20 protein-coding genes and 8 tRNA genes are annotated in these 21,954 nt (G+C 44.9%); 11 read left to right on the top strand and 17 right to left on the bottom strand.

Annotated features, from left to right (window positions below):
• Window positions 1–2 precede the first annotated feature (2 nt).
• The 12 genes from NL643_RS08415 to lolB form a co-directional block, all read right to left on the bottom strand.
• Window positions 3–84, bottom strand: a tRNA-Leu gene (locus NL643_RS08415).
• Window positions 85–137: 53 nt separating this feature from the next.
• A tRNA-Gln gene (locus NL643_RS08420) sits at window positions 138–212 on the bottom strand.
• 30 nt (window positions 213–242) lie between these two features.
• Window positions 243–327 (bottom strand) — tRNA-Leu (locus NL643_RS08425).
• 54 nt (window positions 328–381) lie between these two features.
• Window positions 382–458 (bottom strand) — tRNA-Met (locus NL643_RS08430).
• A 77-nt stretch (window positions 459–535) separates the two neighbouring features.
• Window positions 536–610, bottom strand: a tRNA-Gln gene (locus tag NL643_RS08435).
• A gap of 32 nt (window positions 611–642) precedes the next feature.
• Window positions 643–727: transfer RNA gene (locus NL643_RS08440), tRNA-Leu, on the bottom strand.
• 40 nt (window positions 728–767) lie between these two features.
• Window positions 768–844: transfer RNA gene (locus tag NL643_RS08445), tRNA-Met, on the bottom strand.
• A 285-nt stretch (window positions 845–1,129) separates the two neighbouring features.
• Entirely contained in the window at window positions 1,130–2,221 is a 1,092-nt protein-coding gene (gene ychF, locus NL643_RS08450) for a redox-regulated ATPase YchF (protein WP_005393178.1), read from the bottom strand.
• A 10-nt stretch (window positions 2,222–2,231) separates the two neighbouring features.
• The gene (gene pth / locus NL643_RS08455; protein WP_005384112.1) at window positions 2,232–2,822 is read right to left on the bottom strand and encodes an aminoacyl-tRNA hydrolase; all 591 of its coding nucleotides are present in this window, start codon (window positions 2,820–2,822) and stop codon (window positions 2,232–2,234) included.
• 151 nt (window positions 2,823–2,973) lie between these two features.
• Window positions 2,974–3,918, bottom strand: a complete 945-nt coding sequence (locus NL643_RS08460; RefSeq protein WP_005393176.1) for a ribose-phosphate pyrophosphokinase — start codon at window positions 3,916–3,918, stop codon at window positions 2,974–2,976.
• A 27-nt stretch (window positions 3,919–3,945) separates the two neighbouring features.
• Window positions 3,946–4,818 carry a 4-(cytidine 5'-diphospho)-2-C-methyl-D-erythritol kinase gene (gene ispE, locus NL643_RS08465; protein ID WP_046874292.1) on the bottom strand — a complete coding sequence of 291 codons (873 nt, stop codon included), beginning with the start codon at window positions 4,816–4,818 and terminating at the stop codon, window positions 3,946–3,948.
• Entirely contained in the window at window positions 4,815–5,426 is a 612-nt protein-coding gene (gene lolB / locus NL643_RS08470; protein WP_005393172.1) for a lipoprotein insertase outer membrane protein LolB, read from the bottom strand. The genes ispE and lolB overlap by 4 nt, the downstream gene beginning before the upstream one ends.
• A 161-nt stretch (window positions 5,427–5,587) precedes the next feature.
• Between lolB and hemA the strand changes: the two genes are divergently transcribed.
• The 8 genes from hemA to ybaK all read left to right on the top strand — a co-directional run bounded on the left by hemA (window position 5,588) and on the right by ybaK (window position 13,375).
• The gene (gene hemA, locus NL643_RS08475) at window positions 5,588–6,844 is read left to right on the top strand and encodes a glutamyl-tRNA reductase (protein ID WP_005384104.1); all 1,257 of its coding nucleotides are present in this window, start codon (window positions 5,588–5,590) and stop codon (window positions 6,842–6,844) included.
• Between the two features lie 29 nt (window positions 6,845–6,873).
• On the top strand, window positions 6,874–7,962 hold the full coding sequence (gene prfA, locus NL643_RS08480; protein WP_006743330.1) for a peptide chain release factor 1: 1,089 nt from the start codon (window positions 6,874–6,876) through the stop codon (window positions 7,960–7,962).
• A 3-nt stretch (window positions 7,963–7,965) separates the two neighbouring features.
• Complete coding sequence (prmC, locus tag NL643_RS08485) at window positions 7,966–8,820, top strand: peptide chain release factor N(5)-glutamine methyltransferase (RefSeq protein ID WP_053807690.1); 855 nt, start codon at window positions 7,966–7,968, stop codon at window positions 8,818–8,820.
• Window positions 8,821–8,860: 40 nt separating this feature from the next.
• Window positions 8,861–9,244 carry a SirB2 family protein gene (locus tag NL643_RS08490; RefSeq protein ID WP_005382225.1) on the top strand — a complete coding sequence of 128 codons (384 nt, stop codon included), beginning with the start codon at window positions 8,861–8,863 and terminating at the stop codon, window positions 9,242–9,244.
• 6 nt (window positions 9,245–9,250) lie between these two features.
• Window positions 9,251–10,060 carry a SirB1 family protein gene (locus NL643_RS08495; RefSeq protein WP_005384098.1) on the top strand — a complete coding sequence of 270 codons (810 nt, stop codon included), beginning with the start codon at window positions 9,251–9,253 and terminating at the stop codon, window positions 10,058–10,060.
• A 53-nt stretch (window positions 10,061–10,113) separates the two neighbouring features.
• A complete protein-coding gene (gene kdsA / locus NL643_RS08500) occupies window positions 10,114–10,965 on the top strand; it encodes a 3-deoxy-8-phosphooctulonate synthase (protein ID WP_005384095.1) in 852 nt (283 codons plus the stop codon).
• 151 nt (window positions 10,966–11,116) lie between these two features.
• Window positions 11,117–12,799 (top strand): bifunctional UDP-sugar hydrolase/5'-nucleotidase UshA, encoded by a 1,683-nt coding sequence (gene ushA, locus NL643_RS08505; protein ID WP_253644265.1) that lies wholly within the window; start codon window positions 11,117–11,119, stop codon window positions 12,797–12,799.
• A 102-nt stretch (window positions 12,800–12,901) separates the two neighbouring features.
• Complete coding sequence (gene ybaK, locus NL643_RS08510) at window positions 12,902–13,375, top strand: Cys-tRNA(Pro) deacylase (RefSeq protein WP_085342950.1); 474 nt, start codon at window positions 12,902–12,904, stop codon at window positions 13,373–13,375.
• 68 nt (window positions 13,376–13,443) lie between these two features.
• Here ybaK and rluF read toward each other — a convergent pair whose 3' ends face one another.
• From rluF to NL643_RS08525, 3 genes are all read right to left on the bottom strand, one after another.
• Complete coding sequence (rluF, locus tag NL643_RS08515; protein WP_253644266.1) at window positions 13,444–14,601, bottom strand: 23S rRNA pseudouridine(2604) synthase RluF; 1,158 nt, start codon at window positions 14,599–14,601, stop codon at window positions 13,444–13,446.
• Between the two features lie 95 nt (window positions 14,602–14,696).
• Entirely contained in the window at window positions 14,697–15,278 is a 582-nt protein-coding gene (gene smrA / locus NL643_RS08520) for a DNA endonuclease SmrA (RefSeq protein WP_005393162.1), read from the bottom strand.
• A 132-nt stretch (window positions 15,279–15,410) separates the two neighbouring features.
• Window positions 15,411–15,551, bottom strand: coding sequence for a DUF3149 domain-containing protein (locus NL643_RS08525; protein ID WP_005382236.1), 141 nt, complete (start codon window positions 15,549–15,551; stop codon window positions 15,411–15,413).
• A gap of 260 nt (window positions 15,552–15,811) precedes the next feature.
• Between NL643_RS08525 and NL643_RS08530 the strand changes: the two genes are divergently transcribed.
• A tRNA-Pro gene (locus NL643_RS08530) sits at window positions 15,812–15,888 on the top strand.
• Between the two features lie 319 nt (window positions 15,889–16,207).
• Here NL643_RS08530 and NL643_RS08535 read toward each other — a convergent pair.
• Both NL643_RS08535 and NL643_RS08540 read right to left on the bottom strand, forming a co-directional pair.
• Window positions 16,208–16,630 carry a hypothetical protein gene (locus NL643_RS08535; protein ID WP_046874287.1) on the bottom strand — a complete coding sequence of 141 codons (423 nt, stop codon included), beginning with the start codon at window positions 16,628–16,630 and terminating at the stop codon, window positions 16,208–16,210.
• Between the two features lie 128 nt (window positions 16,631–16,758).
• On the bottom strand, window positions 16,759–17,631 hold the full coding sequence (locus NL643_RS08540; protein ID WP_253644267.1) for a TraB/GumN family protein: 873 nt from the start codon (window positions 17,629–17,631) through the stop codon (window positions 16,759–16,761).
• A gap of 495 nt (window positions 17,632–18,126) precedes the next feature.
• Between NL643_RS08540 and NL643_RS08545 the strand changes: the two genes are divergently transcribed.
• Complete coding sequence (locus tag NL643_RS08545) at window positions 18,127–20,784, top strand: beta-N-acetylhexosaminidase (RefSeq protein WP_253644268.1); 2,658 nt, start codon at window positions 18,127–18,129, stop codon at window positions 20,782–20,784.
• Between the two features lie 432 nt (window positions 20,785–21,216).
• The gene (locus NL643_RS08550) at window positions 21,217–21,909 is read left to right on the top strand and encodes an oligogalacturonate-specific porin KdgM family protein (RefSeq protein WP_005382004.1); all 693 of its coding nucleotides are present in this window, start codon (window positions 21,217–21,219) and stop codon (window positions 21,907–21,909) included.
• Window positions 21,910–21,954 lie beyond the last annotated feature (45 nt).

The raw sequence follows: 21,954 nt of genomic DNA on the forward strand, positions 1-21,954 counted from the left end.
GGTGCGGAAGGAGAGACTTGAACTCTCACACCTTGCGGCGCCAGAACCTAAATCTGGTGCGTCTACCAATTCCGCCACTTCCGCAACTTGATCTGTAGATATCAAGATAATTGGTAAAATCTCAATATCGTTATATATGGCAGGGCTACCTGGATTCGAACCAGGGAATGGCGGCATCAAAAGCCGCTGCCTTACCGCTTGGCGATAGCCCTACATTGCTCTAATAAAAGAGACTTAAATAATGGTGCGGAAGGAGAGACTTGAACTCTCACACCTTGCGGCGCCAGAACCTAAATCTGGTGCGTCTACCAATTCCGCCACTTCCGCAACTTATTCTGTAGTTATCAAGGTAATTGGTAAAAACCTAAATAACGTTGTTCATGGTGGCTACGACGGGATTCGAACCTGTGACCCCATCATTATGAGTGATGTGCTCTAACCAGCTGAGCTACGTAGCCATCTTTTGGAGCGAGACAATATAAACCTTCACGCTCTCAGTGACAACCCCTTTTATAAAGGAATCTCACTTGAATAATGGCAGGTCTACCTGGATTCGAACCAGGGAATGGCGGCATCAAAAGCCGCTGCCTTACCGCTTGGCGATAGACCTGCAGGCAATAGTCACAATGACTATTTAAAATATGGTGCGGAAGGAGAGACTTGAACTCTCACACCTTGCGGCGCCAGAACCTAAATCTGGTGCGTCTACCAATTCCGCCACTTCCGCATCTATTCCTAATTGCTCTGATAAAAAGAACACTTAGGAATGGTGGCTACGACGGGATTCGAACCTGTGACCCCATCATTATGAGTGATGTGCTCTAACCAGCTGAGCTACGTAGCCAAAAACCATATTTTTTGCTCTCAACGCTTTGTTGCCTTGTCGTTGGGAACGGCGCGCATTATGCGAAGTTGAGTGAGATCCGTCAACAGTTTTTTTTAATAAATTTCGGAAAAAACCTCGTTCGCTTCCTTTTTAAACAAAGAGGCGTGTTTATGATCTAAAACTGGAAATAAATTAGCTCGCAGTTAGGTAATTTATTTTTGCTCATTTACTTAAGGTATTAAAAAAGCCAGCTGAGCAGCTGGCTTTTAGTGTAAATGAAGTGTTTAAAATTCATTCATTTAATTAAACATTGAAGCGGAAGTGTACAACATCACCATCTTTTACGATGTAGTCTTTACCTTCTAGACGCCATTTACCTGCGTCTTTTGCGCCATTTTCACCATTGAATTGGATGAAATCGTCGTAACCGACTACTTCTGCACGAATAAAGCCTTTCTCGAAGTCAGTGTGGATCTTACCTGCCGCCTGAGGCGCAGTTGCACCAACAGGGATTGTCCACGCACGTACTTCTTTAACACCTGCCGTGAAGTAGGTGTGTAGAGTCAGTAGCTCGTAACCAGAGCGAATTACACGGTTCAGTCCCGGTTCTTCGATCCCCATATCCGCTAGGAATTCTTCGCGATCTTCATCTTCTAGTTCAGATAGTTCAGATTCGATAGCTGCACATACAGGTACAACGACGTTGTTTTCTTTTTCTGCGAACTCGCGAACCGCATCTAGATATGGGTTATTTTCGAAACCATCTTCGTTTACGTTTGCAATGTACATAGTTGGCTTCAGTGTAAGGAAGTTTAGGTAGCCGATTGCTGCTAATTCTTCTTTAGATAGCTCAACTGTGCGTGCCATGCCGCCTTCAGTTAGTACTGGTAACAGTTTTTCTAGTACGGTTAGTTCAAATTTTGCGTCTTTATCGCCGCCTTTTGCCTTCTTCGCGTTACGTTGAATCGCGCGCTCACAAGAATCAAGGTCAGCCATTGCAAGTTCAAGGTTGATCACTTCGATATCTTCGATAGGTGAAACTTTACCTGAAACATGAACAATGTTTTCGTTTTCAAAACAACGTACAACGTGGCCAATCGCGTCTGTTTCACGGATGTTAGCTAGGAATTTGTTACCTAAACCTTCACCACGTGATGCACCAGCAACAAGACCAGCGATGTCCACGAACTCCATCGTCGTTGGAAGAACTCTCTGTGGGTTAACGATCTTAGCTAGTGCGTCTAGACGTAGATCTGGCACAGGAACCACACCAGTGTTTGGTTCAATGGTACAGAACGGGAAGTTTGCTGCTTCGATACCCGCTTTAGTTAGTGCGTTGAACAGAGTTGATTTACCTACGTTAGGTAGACCAACGATGCCACATTTAAAACCCATGATAGTAACCTTATTCAGCTTTGAACGTGTGGAGGCGATTTTGTGCTTTAGATAGGCCATCCTTAATCAGGATATCTAGACAACGAACAGCCTCATCAGCTGCTGCATCTAAAAGCTCTTGCTCTTTAGCTGGCGCTTTACCTAATACAAAACCCGCCACTTTATCTTTGTGTCCCGGATGACCAATGCCAATACGAAGACGATAAAAATCTTTGTTATTGCCCAGTTTGCTAATGGTGTCACGCAGACCGTTATGTCCACCGTGACCACCACCTTTTTTAAACTTAGCGACACCTGGCGGTAAGTCTAGCTCGTCATGAGCGACCATGATCTCTTCAGGTTTAATTTGATAAAATTTCGCAAGCGCTGCGATCGATTTACCTGATAGATTCATGAAGGTGGTTGGGATAAGCAAACGGAGATCCTGGCCATTGACCATAATGCGTCCTGTTAGACCAAAAAACTTTGGTTCGTTCTTCAGTGTAACGTTGTGAACGCGTGCTAACTCTTCTACAACCCAAGCGCCCGCATTGTGACGAGTTCTGGCGTATTCTGGTCCTGGATTAGCAAGACCAACAAGAAGTTTGATTTGTTGACTCAAGGTTAGGATCTCTCTGGAATCTCAAAAAGCGCAGTATGATAGCACAGAATTCTCGCAGTGGGCGACCAAGGGATTTTCTGGTTATCAGTACAAATAAAAAAACACCCCAAAGAGGGGTGCTTTTGAAATCAGTGTAACTGAAATGTTCGGATTAGTTGAACATTGCAGAGATTGACTCTTCGTTGCTGATACGACGAATCGCTTCAGCTAGCATGCGAGATAGGCTTAGTGTTGTCACTTTGCCTGTTGCAGCCATCTCTTTAGATAGAGAGATAGAGTCAGTTACGATAACTTGGTCAAGAACTGAGTTCTTGATGTTGTCCGCAGCGTTGCCTGAGAATACAGCGTGAGTAGCGTAAGCGAATACACGCTTAGCACCGCGCTCTTTTAGTGCTTCAGCTGCTTTACATAGTGTGCCACCTGTGTCGATCATGTCATCAACGATCACACAGTCACGACCTTCAACATCACCGATTAGGTTCATTACTTCAGAAACGTTTGCACGTGGACGACGCTTATCTACGATTGCGATGTCGATGTCGCCTAGTGCTTTTGCTGTTGCGCGAGCACGAACAACGCCACCTAGGTCAGGAGATACCACAACAGGGTTATCTAGACCGCGAGCCTGCATATCTTCAAGTAGCACTGGCGTGCCGAAGATGTTGTCTACAGGTACATCGAAGAAGCCTTGAATTTGCTCTGCGTGTAGGTCGATAGTTAGAACGCGGTCAACACCAACGTTAGATAGGAAATCAGCAACAACTTTTGCAGTAATTGGCACACGCGCAGAACGTACACGACGGTCTTGGCGAGCGTAGCCGAAGTAAGGGATAACTGCAGTGATACGGCCTGCTGAAGCACGGCGCATTGCATCAATCATAACAACCAATTCCATTAGGTTGTCGTTAGTCGGTGCACAAGTGGATTGAATGATGAAAACATCGCTACCACGAACATTCTCATTGATTTGAACTGCAACTTCGCCATCAGAAAAGCGAGAAACAGATGCATCACCAAGAGAGATGTAAAGACGATCAGCAATACGTTGGGCTAGTTCAGGTGTTGCGTTACCAGCAAATAGCTTCATATCAGGCACGGTGGAAACCTCGGGTTTGCGTCCAGTTTAAATAGGTCGGTGTGAGGCTGATTGGTATTCAGCCAAAGTCTCTTTTAATGGCGAAATATTGCGCCCTTGAGCGACAAATGCCGAGACTTTATCAGAGAGTTGTGCAAGGATAGTTTCTGCTTCAGATTTGCTCGAAAATTCAGCAAAAACGCAAGATCCTGTCCCCGTCAATCTTGACGGCGCGTATTGTAGCAGCCAAGAAAGTTGCTTATCAACCTCTGGGTAGAGCATTCGTACAATTTTTTCGCAATCGTTTACGCTTGGCGTATTTAAAAGTGTTTCTAGATCTCGTTTTGGGGTGTTTCGCGTTAGATCTGGATGACAAAAAACGTCGACGGTTGCGATAGAAACATTCGGTCTGACGACTAAATACCACTTTTCTTCTGGATAAGCGGGGGAGAGTTTCTCGCCAACACCTTCAGCGAAAGCTGCAAATCCGCGCACAAACACGGGCACGTCTGCGCCCAGTTTTAAACCAATTTCAGCCAGTTCATCGTCAGTTAGATTCAGTTGCCATAAGTAGTTCAGTGCCACTAATGCTGTAGCCGCGTTCGATGAGCCCCCACCAATGCCCCCACCCATAGGTAGCACTTTCTGTAGCTCAATATGTGCGCCAAAAGGGCACTCTGAGTATGCTTGAAGTGCGGTTGCTGCTTTCCAAATTAAATTGTCTTGAAGAGGCACACCTTCTATATCTGGAGAAATCGTAATATCACCAGAATGGTTTGCTTGAATGGTGAGCTCATCGCCGTGATCGACGAATTGGAATAAGGTTTGTAACTCGTGGTAGCCATTTTCTGTGCGACCGTTGATGTATAGAAAGAGATTCAATTTCGCTGGTGATGGCCAGCGGGTTGAAAGTTCGATCATTGGGTGATGTTCCATTTTGTGATCACTAGATTTATTTTGACGTCAGCAGTGGTGAGTTTCAGCTTATTTGGCAGTGGTAGAGACTGCTCATGCCATTGAACATCGCCATACCGTTGATAAGCAATACGCCAATCATTTAAACCAATTTGTTTGTTTAACGCTTGCAGTGTATTGGTTGGGGACAATTGGAATTTGTCGGCATCGGTCGGTAGGCCTAATAGCCAGTCAGGCATGTGTTCAACGGGCATCATTAACCCCGTAAGACGGTAAATTAGCTGGTTTGCACTGCGAGAGGAAAGGACCTGATCGTCGTAAGTTTCTACTGTGGCACCTTGTGGGGTGATGGTGAGCTTTAATGCCGTTTGTCCGAGAATCGTAGTTAAACGTAGTTGACTGAGTGCTGAAGAATGTTTCCAGTAGAAATTTAAATTTTGTCTTTGGTCTGGGCCAATATAACCAAGTTTTCCCGTTGCTTGAAAATCTTGGATGGTCTCGAGTCGTTGCTCATGAGCTTGCCATTCAACGCTGGTAACACTTTCAGGAACGGAGGAACAACCAGCGAGCAGTAAGCTCGACAAGAAAAAAAGAATAAAGGAGCGTAACGTCATGTTTGATGGCTTATTAATCAGTTTCGTCGGGAATCGCTCACAACTATAGCATTGAAAAGTCGCAGTTAGGAAAACAAATCCGGCTTACCCTTTCAATAAATGCGTGCTTACAGTAAAATTCTGGACCTATTTTATAACCTATCCCAGAGATACCACGTTAGATGTCCTTGCTTGCTATTGGAATCAATCACAATACAGCGTCTGTCGACTTGCGAGAGAAGGTGGCGTTTGGTCCGGATAAACTCGGCCCTGCACTCGAGCAACTTAGAGAGCACGAAGCGGTTAACGGCAGTGTGATTGTTTCAACCTGTAACCGAACTGAGTTGTACTGCGATGTTAAGCAAGGAGCGCGAAATAAGTTAATCGATTGGCTTGCTCAGTTTCATCAAGTGAGCCGCGAAGATTTAATGCCGAGTTTGTATGTGCATGAAGAACAAGCCGCAATTAAGCATTTGATGCGCGTATCATGTGGGCTAGATTCTCTGGTGTTGGGTGAGCCTCAAATTTTGGGGCAGGTAAAGCAAGCATTTTCTGACTCGCGAGATCATCAAGCCGTCGATGCTTCAATTGATAAACTGTTTCAAAAGACGTTCTCAGTCGCAAAGCGTGTGAGAACAGAAACAGATATCGGCGGTAATGCTGTGTCCGTGGCTTATGCCGCATGTACATTGGCAAAACATATTTTTGAGTCGTTATCTGATTCAACTGTGCTTTTGGTTGGTGCGGGTGAGACGATTGAACTAGTCGCGAAGCATTTAGCATCCAACGGCTGCACAAAAATGATTGTCGCAAACCGTACCAAAGAGCGCGCGCAAGGCTTAGCGGATCAATTTGGCGCAGAAGTGATCAGTTTGAACGAAATTCCTGAACATTTGGCGAAAGCGGATATCGTGATTAGCTCAACGGCGAGCCCATTGCCTATTATTGGCAAAGGTATGGTCGAAACGGCTCTGAAGCAGCGCCGACATCAACCTATCTTGTTAGTCGATATTGCGGTGCCGCGAGATGTAGAGTCGGAAGTCGGTGAACTGAACGACGCATATCTGTATTCTGTTGATGACTTGCAATCTATCATCGACAGCAACATTGAGCAGCGTAAAGTCGAAGCGATTCAAGCTGAAGCGATTGTTAGTGAAGAAAGCGCTGCGTTTATGACATGGTTGCGTTCACTGCAAGCCGTCGATAGTATTCGCGACTATCGCAAATCAGCCAACGAAATTCGTGAAGAGTTACTGAGCAAAAGTTTGCAATCTTTAGCGGCGGGCGCAGATCCGGAGAAAGTGCTGCGCGAGCTGAGTAATAAACTCACCAACAAACTGATTCACGCCCCAACTCGCGCACTGCAAAGTGCGGCAGAGCAAGGCGAACCAGCAAAATTAACGATTATCCGCCAGACACTCGGCTTGGATGATCTATAACTCACGCTTTTTATTAAGAAAACGACACTATGAAAGCCTCTATTCTGACTAAGCTAGAAACGCTAGTAGAACGTTACGAAGAAGTTCAACATCTTCTTGGTGATCCTGATGTTATTGGAGATCAGGACAAATTCCGTGCTCTATCAAGAGAGTACTCTCAGCTAGAAGAAGTAACCAAGTGCTTCCAAGCTTATCAACAAGCGCAAGAAGATCTTGTCGCCGCTGAAGAGATGGCAAACGAAGACGACGAAGAAATGCGTGAAATGGCGCAAGAAGAAATCAAAGAAGCGAAAGCGACTATTGAGCGTCTTACTGATGAGCTACAGATTCTTCTTCTGCCAAAAGATCCGAACGATGATCGTAACTGTTTCCTAGAAATTCGCGCAGGTGCGGGTGGCGACGAAGCGGGTATTTTCGCGGGTGACTTATTCCGTATGTACAGCAAGTACGCAGAAAAGCGTGGCTGGCGCATCGAGGTGATGTCTTCAAACGAAGCTGAACACGGTGGTTACAAAGAGATGATCGCAAAAGTGAGCGGCGACGGTGCGTACGGCGTACTGAAGTTTGAGTCTGGTGGTCACCGTGTGCAACGTGTTCCTGCAACTGAATCCCAAGGCCGTGTGCATACTTCTGCATGTACCGTAGCGGTGATGGCGGAAATCCCAGAGGCGGATCTGCCAGAAATCAAAGCAGCAGACCTGAAAATCGATACGTTCCGTGCGTCTGGCGCGGGTGGTCAGCACGTTAACACCACGGATTCTGCAATCCGTATTACCCACTTACCAACGGGTACGGTAGTAGAGTGTCAGGACGAGCGTTCACAGCACAAGAACAAAGCGAAAGCGATGGCAGTTCTTGCTGCTCGTATCGTTCAAGCGGAAGAAGAACGTCGTGCCGCAGAAGTGTCTGATACACGTCGTAACCTTCTAGGTTCTGGTGACCGCAGTGACCGTATTCGTACCTACAACTACCCACAAGGTCGTGTGTCTGATCATCGTATCAACCTAACCATCTATCGTTTGAACGAAGTGATGGAAGGTGACCTGCAGAGCTTGATTGATCCTGTGATTCAAGAGCACCAAGCAGACCAACTTGCGGCGCTCGCAGAGAACGGCTAATCGATGAGCCAAGTTCAATCAATTGAGCAAGCACTGAAAAGTGCGACGGCGAAACTGGCAGAAGGCGGCAAAGAGTCGCCTTCTCTCGATGCAGCTGTACTCCTCTGCCATGTCCTTGGCAAACCACGAACTTATCTACTGACCTGGCCAGAAAAAGCATTAGAAGCAGAGCAACAAGCAAAATTCGACGCTCTACTTGAACGACGTTTAACTGGTGAACCCGTCGCTTATATTATTGGTGAGCGAGAGTTTTGGTCTCTACCGTTCAAAGTTTCTCCCTCTACCTTGATCCCAAGACCGGATACAGAACGTTTGGTCGAAGTTGCACTCGATAAGACCTATGAGCAAACAGGGCCTATTTTAGATCTTGGAACGGGGACGGGGGCAATTGCTATCGCACTCGCATCTGAAATGCCAAAACGTCAAGTGATGGGCGTAGATCTCAAGCAAGAAGCGAAAGCACTTGCAGAGTACAATGCTGAGCAGCTAAACATCAAAAATGTGACCTTTGCTCAAGGCAGTTGGTTCGAGCCTATTGCAGAGGGTACGAAGTTTGCTTTAATTGTCTCCAATCCGCCGTATATTGATGAAAAAGATCCACATTTATCCCAAGGTGATGTGCGCTTTGAGCCAAAATCAGCATTAGTTGCTAAAGAGAATGGCTTAGCTGATATTCGTCATATCTCGGATCTTGCTCGTCAGTATCTTGAAGTAGGCGGTTGGCTGGCATTCGAACATGGTTATGATCAGGGTGATGCCGTACGTGAGATAATGCGTGGTTTTGGTTACCAACAAGTTGCCACGGAAAAAGATTATGGCGGTAACGACCGAGTAACACTTGGTTGCCTGGCCAGTTAATCATGGAAGTCAGCAAACACTAACTAAAAAGAGAAGAAAAATGTACGTAGCTCTAAAACACATACACTTAGTGACGATTGCGCTCAGCGCGACACTATTATCGATCCGATTCGTGTTAATGATGATGAACTCACCGAAGCGAAATAATCGCTTTTTGAAAGTGTTTCCCCACATCGTTGATACTGCATTGCTAGTGTCAGGTATCGCGCTTATTTTCATTACTGGTTTCATCCCGTTTACTGATGCCGCACCGTGGTTAACAAACAAAATCACCTGCGTATTGGCGTACATTGCACTCGGTTTCTTCTCGTTGAAGCTTGCGAAAAACAACCTACTGAAGATATTTGGCTTTTTCGGCGCATTAGGTTGGTTGGTCATGGCTGCAAACATTGCTGTGTCTAAGAGCCCTACGTTATTTGGATAAGACGTCATGTTAGAGTTTTTTGACGAAGATTTTGACAATATACCGTTGGTGGAAGGTGCGCTTGAGCTAAACAAAGCGATTAACCCAGAAACCAAAGTACATTGGGCGAAACAAGAGTTAGAGCGTCTTTACAAAGATGCAGAAGCCACGCTTGTTCATGAAACCGATGAAGAGCAGCGATTTGATGCATTCCTACGACTGTTTTTCCATGAGTGGGGATTCAAAGGCGACGAGCAGGAATACTTTATTTCGGACAACAGCTTTATCGATAAAGTGTTGGAGCGCCGAAAAGGTATCCCGGTTAGTTTAGGTTCGATTTTATTATATCTAGGTAAAAAGCTGGGTTTCCCGTTGAAGGGAGTCACTTTTCCTACTCAGTTCCTACTAAAAGTCGATTGGATGCATAAAAAGCCAGACTACATTAACCCATTTAATGGTGAGTATGTGGGGGAAAGAATTCTCCAAGCTTGGCTTATTGGCCAAGAAGGGCCGTTGGCTCAGTTAAAGCCAGAACACTTTGAAGAAGCTGACAATCCAACCATTATTGGTCGCTGGTTAGCGTTGATCAAAAGCGCGATGTTACGTGAAGAGCACTACACGCTGGCGTTGCGTTGTACGAACCTTGCGTTAACCTTTGTGCCAGATGACCCATACGAGATTCGTGACCGTGGTTTTATTTTCCAACAGCTAGAGTGCCCTCAAGTGGCGGTGTCAGATTTTCAGTACTTTATTGACCAATGCCCTGACGATCCGGCTTCTGAGCTACTAAAATCACAAGTTAATGTGATGAGTGAAACGCACGTCACACTTCACTAATTTTATCGATGTGCCGAACTGTGGCGTATCGTGGACAGAAAAAGAGAATCAAAATGGAACAGAAAATCGTTAATATCGGCGACATTCAGGTTGCTAACGACAAGCCATTCACCCTATTTGCAGGTATGAACGTTCTTGAGTCTCGTGATCTTGCGATGCAGATCTGTGAGCACTACGTAAAAGTAACGGAAAAACTTGGCATTCCTTACGTATTTAAGGCGTCGTTTGACAAAGCAAACCGCAGTTCTGTTCATTCATACCGTGGCCCAGGCCTTGAAGAAGGTATGAAAATCTTCCAAGAGCTAAAAGACACATTTGGTGTGAAGATCATCACTGACGTTCACACTGAAGCGCAAGCTCAACCTGTCGCTGACGTGGTAGACGTTATTCAGCTTCCTGCATTCCTAGCTCGTCAAACTGACCTTGTTGAAGCAATGGCAAAAACAGGTGCGGTTATCAACGTGAAGAAACCTCAATTTATGAGCCCAGGTCAAGTGGGTAACATCGTTGAGAAGTTCGCGGAATGCGGTAACGACAAGATCATCCTATGTGAGCGCGGCTCTTGCCACGGCTACGATAACCTAGTCGTAGACATGCTTGGCTTTGGTGTGATGAAAAATGCGTCGAAAGGCAGCCCAATCATCTTTGATGTGACGCACTCACTACAGATGCGTGACCCGTCAGGTGCGGCGTCTGGCGGTCGTCGTGAGCAGACAGTTGAACTTGCGAAAGCGGGTCTAGCAACAGGCATCGCAGGTCTATTTATCGAGGCGCATCCAAACCCAGACCAAGCACGCTGTGATGGCCCATCTGCACTGCCGCTAGACAAGTTAGAACCGTTCCTAGCGCAAATGAAATCTCTTGATGATCTGATCAAGAGCTTTGCAGATATCGATATCAAGTAAACGCCAGATGACTGGTGATCAAATGCAATAGCCAACCTCGTGTTGGCTATTTTTTTATCAGGTGGCGCATCATTCTCAGCTTCTTGCTGTAAAGGCTCTAGGCTGCTGGGAATGTGCATCAGTGACTCCCAATAAGAAAAAAGGTAAATAAATGAAGCAGCGTCTGATTATTAAAACTGCGTTGAGTGCCGCTATTTTGGCCTCGTTAGCTGGGTGTGCTACGCAACCTGCACCAGAATGGAATGCCGATACAACCTATAAATTGACCGTGCTACACACTAACGATCATCACGGTCGTTTTTGGCAAAATCGATACGGCGAGTACGGTATGGCGGCACGTAAAACGTTAATAGATGATTTGCGTGAAGAAATACAAGCAGAGGGGGGCAGTGTGTTACTGCTTTCTGGTGGTGATATCAACACTGGAGTGCCTGAGTCTGATTTACAAGATGCGGAGCCAGATTTTAAAGGCATGAGCAAAATTGGTTACGATGCGATGGCGCTAGGTAATCATGAGTTTGATAATCCATTGGACGTGCTATTCAAGCAGCAAGAGTGGGCAAACTTTCCGATGTTGTCTGCCAATATTTACGATAAAAGTACTGGCAAGCGTTTATTCCAACCATACGCGATGTTTAAAAAGCAGGGCATTAAAATTGCGGTCATTGGTCTTACAACCGAAGACACAGCGAAACTTGGCAACCCTGAATTCATTGAACAAATTGACTTCCGTGACCCAAAAGAAGAAGCCAAGAAGCTGATTGCAGAACTGAAAGAGACAGAGTATCCAGATCTGATTTTTGCTGTCACGCATATGGGACACTATGAAAATGGTAATAGAGGCATCAATGCTCCTGGCGATGTGGCGTTAGCTCGTTATTTGAATGACGGCGATCTCGACATGATCGTTGGAGGACACGCACAAGAACCTGTGTGCATGGAAGGGCCAAACGTTATCAAAAAGAACTTTAAACCAGGTGATGAATGTCAGCCCGATAAACAAAATGGTACCTTTATTGTTCAGGCACATGAGTGGGGGAAATATGTGGGACGCGCCGATTACGAGTTTCGTAATGGCGAACTCTCGATGGTGAGCTACGATCTGATCCCTGTAAACTTGAAAAAGAAAGTTAAAGTTGATGGTCAGTCGCAACGAGTCTCTATCCAAGAAGAGATTAAACAAGACGAAATGATGCTTGAGTTTCTTCGTCCTTATCAAGAAAAAGGTCAGGGCAAGCTAAACGTGAAGATTGCAGAATCTAACGGTAAGCTTGAGGGTGACCGCAGTGTGGTTCGTTACCAGCAAACAAACTTAGGTCGATTAATTGCAACGGCTCATATGGAACGGGCAAAAGCAGATTTTGCCGTAATGAATTCTGGCGGCGTTCGCGATTCGATTGCAGCAGGTGACATTACCTACAAAGATGTGCTGACTGTTCAGCCATTCGGCAATATGGTCTCTTACGTTGATATGACGGGCAAAGAAGTATTGGATTACCTAAATGTTGTTGCAACTAAGCCTGTCGACTCTGGAGCTTACGCGCAGTTTGCGGGTATTGCGATGAGTATCAATAATGGTGAGGTAACCAATGTGTTCATTGGTAATAAGCAACTTCGCTTAGATGATAATTACCGCTTTACCGTACCAAGCTATAATGCTGCTGGTGGTGATGGTTACCCTAAAATCGACGATCATCCAGGGTATGTAAATACAGGTTTTACCGATGCTGAGGTTTTGAAGGATTATTTAGAAACACACAGCCCTATTGATGTTAATGAGTATGCCCCTTCAGGTGAAATCACGTATTTAGTTGATACGGCGATTGATCAGTAACACAACAGAGAAAAAGCGATTGACTCAAACTCGCTGATATCATTAACTAAAAGCGCAGATCCAATTCAATCTGCGCTTTTTGTTTTTATGAGGAGAATCTTGATGACTCCGGCCATTAATCTTGCGAAAAAGAAAAAAATTCCACACACGATTCATCAGTATGAGCACGACCCTAGAGCCGATAGTTATGGCTTGGAGGCTGCTGAAGTACTGGGGCAGGATCCGAAAACAGTATTTAAAACCTTGCTGTTCTGCTTGAACGGCGAGCCAAAGAACCTTGCGGTTGCGATTATCCCTGTTGATCAAAAGCTGAACCTAAAACTGGCAGCGAAAGCAGCGAAGGGCAAAAAGGCCGATATGGCTGATCCGGAAATCGCGCAAAAGACCACAGGTTATGTTGTTGGTGGGATTAGCCCACTGGGGCAGAAGAAAGCCTTACCTACTTTTTTGCACGAAAGCGCAGCAGAGCAAGACACAATCTGTGTAAGCGCAGGGAAGAGAGGCTTAGAGATTGAACTCGCCCCGAAAGATTTGCTTGGATTAACTCGTGGTCAGTTTGCACCTCTTTGTTTGTAAACTCATGACAAATAAAAAGGACGCTCATGAGCGTCCTTTTTTGATCTTGCCTGTCAGAGAAGCGTTACTTACTTCTTCAGACTCAATGTACCATCGGTGCGTTTAGCTGGTTTGCTTGGCTTCGCGGCATTTGGGTTCATGTAATGCTGCTTAGGCTTACTCGGTGATTGAGGCTTGTTTGCTGAGTGCGTATTGCTCGATGCATCTGGTTTACGGTGTGATTTTCCATGCTCGCCTTGCGGTCTGCTACGTTCACCTTGTGGTTTCGCTTTGTAATGTTCTTTAGCTGGACGTCCGCCTTCATCGTCACGCTGACGACGCTTTTGTTGACCTTTTTTCGAGTTTGGAGCATGACGAAAATCGTCTGCGTTATTTCCGCGGTAGGTACGTGGCTTTTGATTTCGTCGAGATACCGAGTCTTGGTTTTCTTCACGGCTGTCATATAACTTCGCGTCGGTCGCTTTACGAATATTGCGGCCTTTTGAGTCAACACGAGATGCCTCTTCTGTACCCACCGAACCATCGCACATAGCAAGAATCTCAGCGACTTCATCGTCAGTTAAGTAACGCCATTTTCCGTTCGGAATACCGTCAAGAGAGATATTCATGATTCGAACACGACGAAGCTTAAAGACTTCGTAACCTAGTGCTTCACACATACGACGGATTTGGCGGTTAAGTCCTTGAGTGAGCACAATACGGAAAGAGAACTTAGTCTCTTTCGTTACCTTACAAGGTAGAGTGACGGTATCGAGAATCTTAACGCCGCTCGACATCTGTTTGAGAAACTCACCTGTAATCGGTTTGTCCACGCGCACAACGTACTCTTTTTCGTGGCTGTTGCCAGCACGGAGGATTTTGTTGACGATGTCGCCATCGTTGGTCAAAAAAATCAGACCATCAGAGGGTTTATCCAAGCGGCCGATTGGAAAGATACGTTTTTTGTGACCGATAAAATCAACGATGTTTCCAGGTACATCTCGTTCTGTTGTACAGGTGATGCCTGTTGGTTTATTGAGAGCGATATAAATCGGCTTCTCTTTTGCTGCAACTGGCTTACCATCCACACAAACATCATCACCAGGTAGCACTTTTGTTCCCATTTCAGGCTTGTTTCCATTAATGGTGACACGACCTTGTTCAATCAGTCTGTCTGCCTCACGGCGTGAACAAAACCCCGTTTCACTGATGAATTTATTTAATCGTTTAGCGTTGTCTTGTGACATTTTTGTCTCCTAACGTTTCACAACGGCGAATGAAGTTTCCTTCCCGTGAAAGGGAAGGAAGAATAAGGGCGGGCATTCTAGCATTAGGGTGAAATTTAGCCCAACCGTTTTTGATGACGTTCGCGAGTTTCTAATTTCTTTTCCGCACTTTTTCTAAGTAGAACGTAAACGGCTCCGGTTCCACCGTGAAAGCGTTGCGCACTATGCACGCACTGAACTTCCCTGATTTGTTGTAGCCAGCTGCTAACAAAGCTTTTCATTAGTGCTGGTGGATTTGAGCGTTCTCCTCGGCCGTGGACAATAACGACCGTTCGTATGTCCATTGATAGGCACTGTTTTAAAAACTTTACGACTTCATCACGAGCTTCTTTCAATGTTTTACGATGCAGATCTAGGCGTGCTTGGATTGGATATTTGCCAAGACGAAGCTTCCGGTAAACCCCGTCTTGTACGCCATCACGTTTAAACTCAACAAAGTCCTCTGGTTTCAGCATTTCTGCGTGATCAAGTGACAGGTATTCTGGGTCATCTTCTGTTAGCCAGATTGCCGCTTCTCTCTTGGCGAGCTGCGCTTCGGTTACTTGGTGTACTTTTTTGTGTTCGGCGGTGTCTTGAGTGATCGGCTTTACATCGCCCATCATCTGTTGGAACAGATCAAAATCGTCATCGTGAGACATAGTAGTAATCTCATTAAGAACAGGGAGGAATAATAGGATTATATCAATGAGTGGTGCATTGAGATCAAATAAAAAACCGGAGTAGGCAAGTAACCGACTCCGGTGCAAAGCGTTTCTAGAGCTAAGCGAGATCTAGTGAGGAGATTTGTCGTTCATGATCTTGTATATGAAGAAACCGCCGTAAAATAACATCAGACCAATTGCCCCAAAGATTACTATCATTGACGATAGACCCACTGCATTACCAAATAGGAGATCAAGCCAAAAGTCCATACGTTTCCTCCAAGATGTTCCCGACAGGCCTAAAACTAAATGGCAGTGCCTTGTTGCACACTGATCTGGATCAATTATGTTGCTAAGGTTAATAAACTGTATTTTATTGTGAGTTATCAGTCACATTTTACGTGCTAGTGTTCAGTTATTCATCAAACGAATTAGGACCTAAGGTTTTTTTGTAAAAAGCACTTGCGTCACAGTTCAGAATCCGTAATATACGCATTCGTTGACGGGGACAAGTCCTCAGTTAAACATCTCGGTGAATAGCGCAGTTTGGTAGCGCATCTGGTTTGGGACCAGAGGGTCGGGGGTTCGAATCCCTCTTCACCGACCATATTGAGAAAAAGGCTCTACAGAAATGTAGAGCCTTTTTCGTATTTGGTGATATTTATTTGGAGCCAGAGGGTCGGGGTCTGGTGCGCCAGTCCGATGGAATGCCAGTCCAATCGAATCCCTACTTCACCGGCCACTTTTAGAAAGCCTGCTCAATGAGCAGGCTTTTGTCGTTTTTAGCGCTAGTAATTTTAGACTTCAATAGTATCGAACCAAATGGGTTCACCTGACGTTAGAATATGGCACTTCACCGACACGTATTGAGAGGAAGGCTCTACAGAGATGTAGGGCCTTTTCATTTTTTAGAGCGAGTAAATTTATTACTTGATGTCACACGAGATAGTGCTGATAGGAGTTTCAGAAGTTGTGAAGCAAACATAAGCGGTCTTTGGATGGTTTGGACCAACTTTGATGTAACCTGCTTTTAGTTCGTCTTCATCAAACGTGACAGAGTGAGATTTGCTCGAGCTTCCATCAAAGTAAACAGCTTCAAAGCCTTGATTCATCATATGTGCGACGCGATTTCGGGTATGGTTAGTGGAAAAAGTGATGTTCGCACAACGCATCATTGGTTTTTCGGTAATAAGAAACTGGCCACTCTCTTTATCTAATAGCCCGCCTTTTGCTTCCGGGGTTATATCAATAGCTTGAAAATTTTCTACGTTACATGACGGTTTAGCATAAGCAAGCGATGAAGTGAGCATCATACTGCTCACGCATAGGAATAAAGCTTTAAATTTCATATAAGTTATTATGTATCCACATAGGTTAAAGTCGTTTTAGCAGAGAGAGTAAACCATTGTCAGTGATCGTGTTAGCGTGATGCCTGGCTATTCATCATTGATGAGGCCGGCTGTCTTCAGATAAGTTTCTAAATATTGCACCTAGCTTGGCGGGTTTTACCGAGTGGTTTTATGTCAAAGCCCTTTTTTTTAAGCAGCTCAATCAGATTATCTTTACCAACTAAATGCAAACTGCCGACAACAACGGTATAGCTACCCGAACGTTGAGGTAGGACACTGCCAGTATCAAGCTTTTTTGCCCAATCTCGATTGCGCTCATATAAGAAAGCCTGATTAAAATCTTCTGTTGCTTGATCGGTTAATGATGCCTCAACCAACATGCTACCATCACCGCTCTTCCAACTTTCTATCAAACACTGAACCAATTCTTCCCCACCGTCATATTCTTCAATTGACGAGAGGAGCATCTCTTTACCACCTTCTGATTGACCTGCTATTAAATCAATTTGGAATTGCACGGACTCCAGTGGAATGACCGGGATTTGTTTTTTATCAGCGAGTCCTATTAAGTGCATGTCGACCCCTTTATCAGAGACATACCCCAGTTTGTTGACTAAAGCGAGTTGGATGGTTAATGCAGCCGTCCATGGTGGAGAATTTAAAAGTTGAGTTTCAGGCAACCCTAAATCTTGTGCTATCTCGACTAAGTGGCGACGTTGAGCCTTATCTAAAACATCTTTAGAGAGGATGGTTGCTTGTGGGTAAACCAAGCCTTCAGAGTTTCTGACATCTGCTTCGATAATCAACCCAGCGCTTTGGCTTAAGTGTTGAGTAATAGTTTTAGGGAGTGGGTACATCGTTTTATCGCCCACATGCACAGAGCCAATGATCATCAGCTCGGTTTCCCCTTTTTTTGCTAACCAATGTTGCGGTTCTGCATAAGAGGAAAAGGGAGCAAAGGCAACAAGTAGGGATGATATGAGTGTCAAGAGACGAAACATAGAATGGTCCTCAGGTAAGATACCTTTAAACTTTATACGCAAAAATGCTTGAGGTTAAGTGCAATTTCTCTAGTGGGGATATTCGACAAAATCGTCATTTCTAAAAATATTGACGAGTTTTGACGACGAATAAATGAGAGTCACTTCACGAAAGATAAATAGGTAATTCGCTTACTAATGGTTCACAAAATAATTAGGCGTGATCCAAATCTTACAAAATCAGTCGTAACTCATGAATATGAGTGACCTAGATCGCAGCAAACTCGTCAAAACAAGTTGTTCGATTTTGACGTGGCTTGTAACTTCATGAAAGTTAAGTTTTTATGGTTTTTGCTGAGTATCATTTTTTGAACTAGATCACTTCCTGTTTCTATTTATTTTACGCTTAGAAATAACTGGTTGTATGTTGAATGCAACTGTTAGGCCCCTCGCATTTGAGGAGCCGCGATTTTTATCATTGTCGTTTTGAACCACTGACTTTTTTGGGGAAGTAAGATGTTTAAACCTAGTCTGATTGCTGTTTCTGTTATCACCACATTAGCAGGTTGCTCTGCTCTGCAAAGCTCTGAGCAACAAGTTGTAAATTCACTGGCTAATAACCTTGATATTCAATACCAAGTGTTGACTAACCACGGTGCAAACGAAGGTCTTGCTTGTCAGGATTTAGGGGCTGAGTGGGCGTCTTGTAACAAGGTGAACATGACGCTAGTTAACCAAGGTGAAGCGGTTAACTCAAAAGATTGGGCTATCTACTTCCACAGCATTCGTCTGATTTTGGATGTAGATAATGATCAGTTCAAAATTTCTCGTGTAACGGGTGACCTACACAAACTGGAACCAACAGATAAGTTTGATGGCTTTGCGGCGGGCGAAGAAGTGGTCCTTCCACTAATTGGCGAATACTGGCAGTTATTTGAAACCGACTTTATGCCGGGCGCTTTCGTTGCAGCACCAAACGCAGAACCTAAGATGATCGCTTCTCTTAACACAGAAGACGTTGCGTCTTTCGTGACTGGCCTTGAGGGTAACAACCTAAAACGTACGCCAGATGACAACAACGTATTTGCAAACGCTGTGTCTCGCTTCGAGAAGAACGAAGACCTAGCAAAACAAGATGTATCAACCACGTTACTACCAACGCCAATGTCTGTTGAAGCAGGCAAAGGTACAGTAGATATCGCGGCGGGTATTGCGCTACCTAAAGACGCATTCGATGTGACTCAATACGCAGCAATTCAAGATCGTGCAGAAGTGGTAGGTGTGGATGTTCGTGGTGATCTTCCTGTAAGCATCACTGTTGTTCCTGCAGACTTCACCGGTGAACTGGCAAAATCTGGTGCTTACGAGATGAGCATCAAGGGCGATGGTATTGCGATTAAAGCGTTTGACCAAGCAGGTGCTTTCTACGCAGTACAATCTATCTTTGGCCTGGTAGATAGCCAAAATGCTGATTCTCTACCACAACTGTCTATCCAAGATGCACCTCGCTTTGATTACCGTGGTGTGATGGTGGATGTGGCTCGTAACTTCCACTCTAAAGACGCAATTCTTGCAACGCTAGACCAAATGGCAGCGTACAAGATGAACAAACTTCACCTTCACCTAACCGATGATGAAGGCTGGCGTTTGGAAATCCCAGGCCTACCTGAGTTGACAGAGGTTGGCGCTAATCGTTGTTTCGATACACAAGAGAAAAGCTGCATACTGCCTCAGCTTGGTTCCGGTCCAACGACAGACAACTTTGGCTCTGGCTACTTCAGTAAAACAGACTACGTGGAAATCTTGAAATACGCGAAAGCGCGTAACATTGAAGTCATTCCCGAAATCGATATGCCAGCTCACGCGCGTGCAGCAGTAGTATCAATGGAAGCTCGTTACGACCGCCTAATGGAAGAAGGTAAGGAAGCTGAAGCGAACGAATACCGTCTGATGGATCCTCAAGATACATCAAACGTAACGACGGTTCAGTTCTACAATAAGCAAAGCTTCATCAACCCATGTATGGAATCTTCAACTCGCTTTGTTGATAAGGTGATTTCAGAAGTGGCAGCAATGCACCAAGAAGCTGGCGCACCGCTAACGACATGGCACTTTGGTGGCGATGAAGCGAAGAACATCAAGCTTGGCGCTGGTTTCCAAGACGTTAACGCAGAAGACAAAGTAAGCTGGAAAGGCACGATTGACCTGTCGAAACAAGACAAGCCATTCGCGCAATCTCCACAATGTCAGGCGTTAATCGCAGACGGCACAGTGAGCGATTTTGCTCACCTACCGAGTCATTTTGCACAAGAAGTATCAAAATTAGTTGCTGAGAAAGGCATTCCAAACTTCCAAGCATGGCAAGATGGTTTGAAATACAGCGAAGGTGAGAAAGCATTCGCAACAGAAAATACGCGTGTTAACTTCTGGGACGTTCTTTACTGGGGTGGTACATCATCAGTGTACGAGTGGTCTGAGAAAGGTTACGACGTGATCGTTTCTAACCCTGACTATGTGTACATGGACATGCCATACGAAGTTGATCCGAAAGAGCGTGGTTACTACTGGGCAACACGTGCAACCGATACGCGTAAGATGTTTGGCTTTGCACCAGAGAACATGCCTCAGAACGCAGAAACCTCTGTAGACCGCGATGGCAACGGCTTTACTGGGAAAGGTGAAATCGAAGCGAAACCTTTCTACGGCCTATCAGCACAGCTTTGGTCTGAGACAGTACGTAACGATGAGCAATACGAGTACATGGTATTTCCTCGCGTACTCGCAGCCGCAGAGCGTGCATGGCACCGTGCAGATTGGGAGAATGACTACAAAGTGGGTGTTGAGTACTCGCAAAACTCTAACCTAGTTGATAAAGCATCGCTAAACCAAGACTACAACCGCTTTGCGAACGTACTTGGCCAACGTGAACTGGCTAAGCTAGAAAAATCTGGTATCGACTACCGCCTTCCAATTCCTGGTGCGAAAGTAGAAAACGGCAAGCTAGCTATGAACGTTCAGTTCCCTGGCGTTGAACTGCAATACTCATTAGACGGTCAAAACTGGCTGACTTACGCAGACAATGCTCGTCCAAGTGTGAAAGGAGAAGTGTTTATCCGCTCTGTATCGGCGATAGGGGAAAGAGCAAGCCGCGTAACTAGCGTGAAACAACCTTAATCTTCTCAGCTAAATTTAAGCAAACCCTCAATGTCATGTTGAGGGTTTCTTTATTTTTATGGGAAATTAAGTGTGACCAATGTCTGATTATTTTTCATTGATAAATAAGTTTTAGCTTGTAATGGTCAGGGTTATTGTGAACTGGATCGACTTAATTTGCTAAATGTCAATAAATTACCTGTTTATGATCACACTTCTATTTTTTGAATCATTATAGAAAAATACGGTAAGTACCTGTATTTACCATACTTTTATCAGGGTTGTTGAGCGTCGGTTTGAACAAGATCACTTTTTAAAATGTTTTATTTTCCATCGCGAATTAATTGGAACAATATTGCGATCGCCAAGGAGGCACATTCCAAAGTTTGCGATAAAAGGGAAGAGAAGCCCTTTAAAACCGTCGCATAACGTGAATAAATAAAGGCAGTAATTATGAAAAACATTTTTGCACTGAGTGCTCTTTCTCTCGCTTTCGCTTCTAGCGCTTTTGCTGGTTCTTCTTACGTAACAGGTAACGTTCAATTCCACGATGATGGTCGAATCCATGGTTCGGACGTTACGTCTACACTGGAAGCTGGTCATACTTTTGATAACCAATTTGGTGGCTTTACGGTTTACACCGAGTTTGATGGTATTCAGCTGGGTAAACTGGAAACAGAAAACGGTGGCGCGGGTAACACAACACCAGCAATCACTGTGGGTGGTGAGCAGTCATTTAACATTACCGATCATTTATGGGTTGCAGCGGGTTACCAACACTTGTTCTCTGCTGGCGAGAACGTACAGTACCGTCCATTGGTTAAGATCGGTTACAACTTCGATAACGGTATCTCGCTAAGTAACCGTACTCGTGCGCATATTGATGCGACAGACGCAGATGCGGATACAGATTACCGAATGGATAACCGTATTGGTTACGTGATGAATGAAGATGTGACGCTAAGCTACAACAACGTCTACATGATTGAAGCGGAAACGATGGACCACGAGCTTCGCGCAACGTGGACACGTAAAGGTGTTCAGCCTTACTTTGAGTTCCGTAGCCAAGCACACGGTGCAGAAAACGCAAGTGGTGATAGCCTAGTTAACAATGCGTTTGTATTTGGTGCCTCTTACGGCTTCTAATCTTATATTTGTCCATTAAGAAAAAGCCCAGCAATTGATTTGCTG

Source organism: Vibrio sp. Y42_MX_L11 (assembly GCF_024181785.1).
Lineage (GTDB): Bacteria > Pseudomonadota > Gammaproteobacteria > Enterobacterales > Vibrionaceae > Vibrio > Vibrio diabolicus.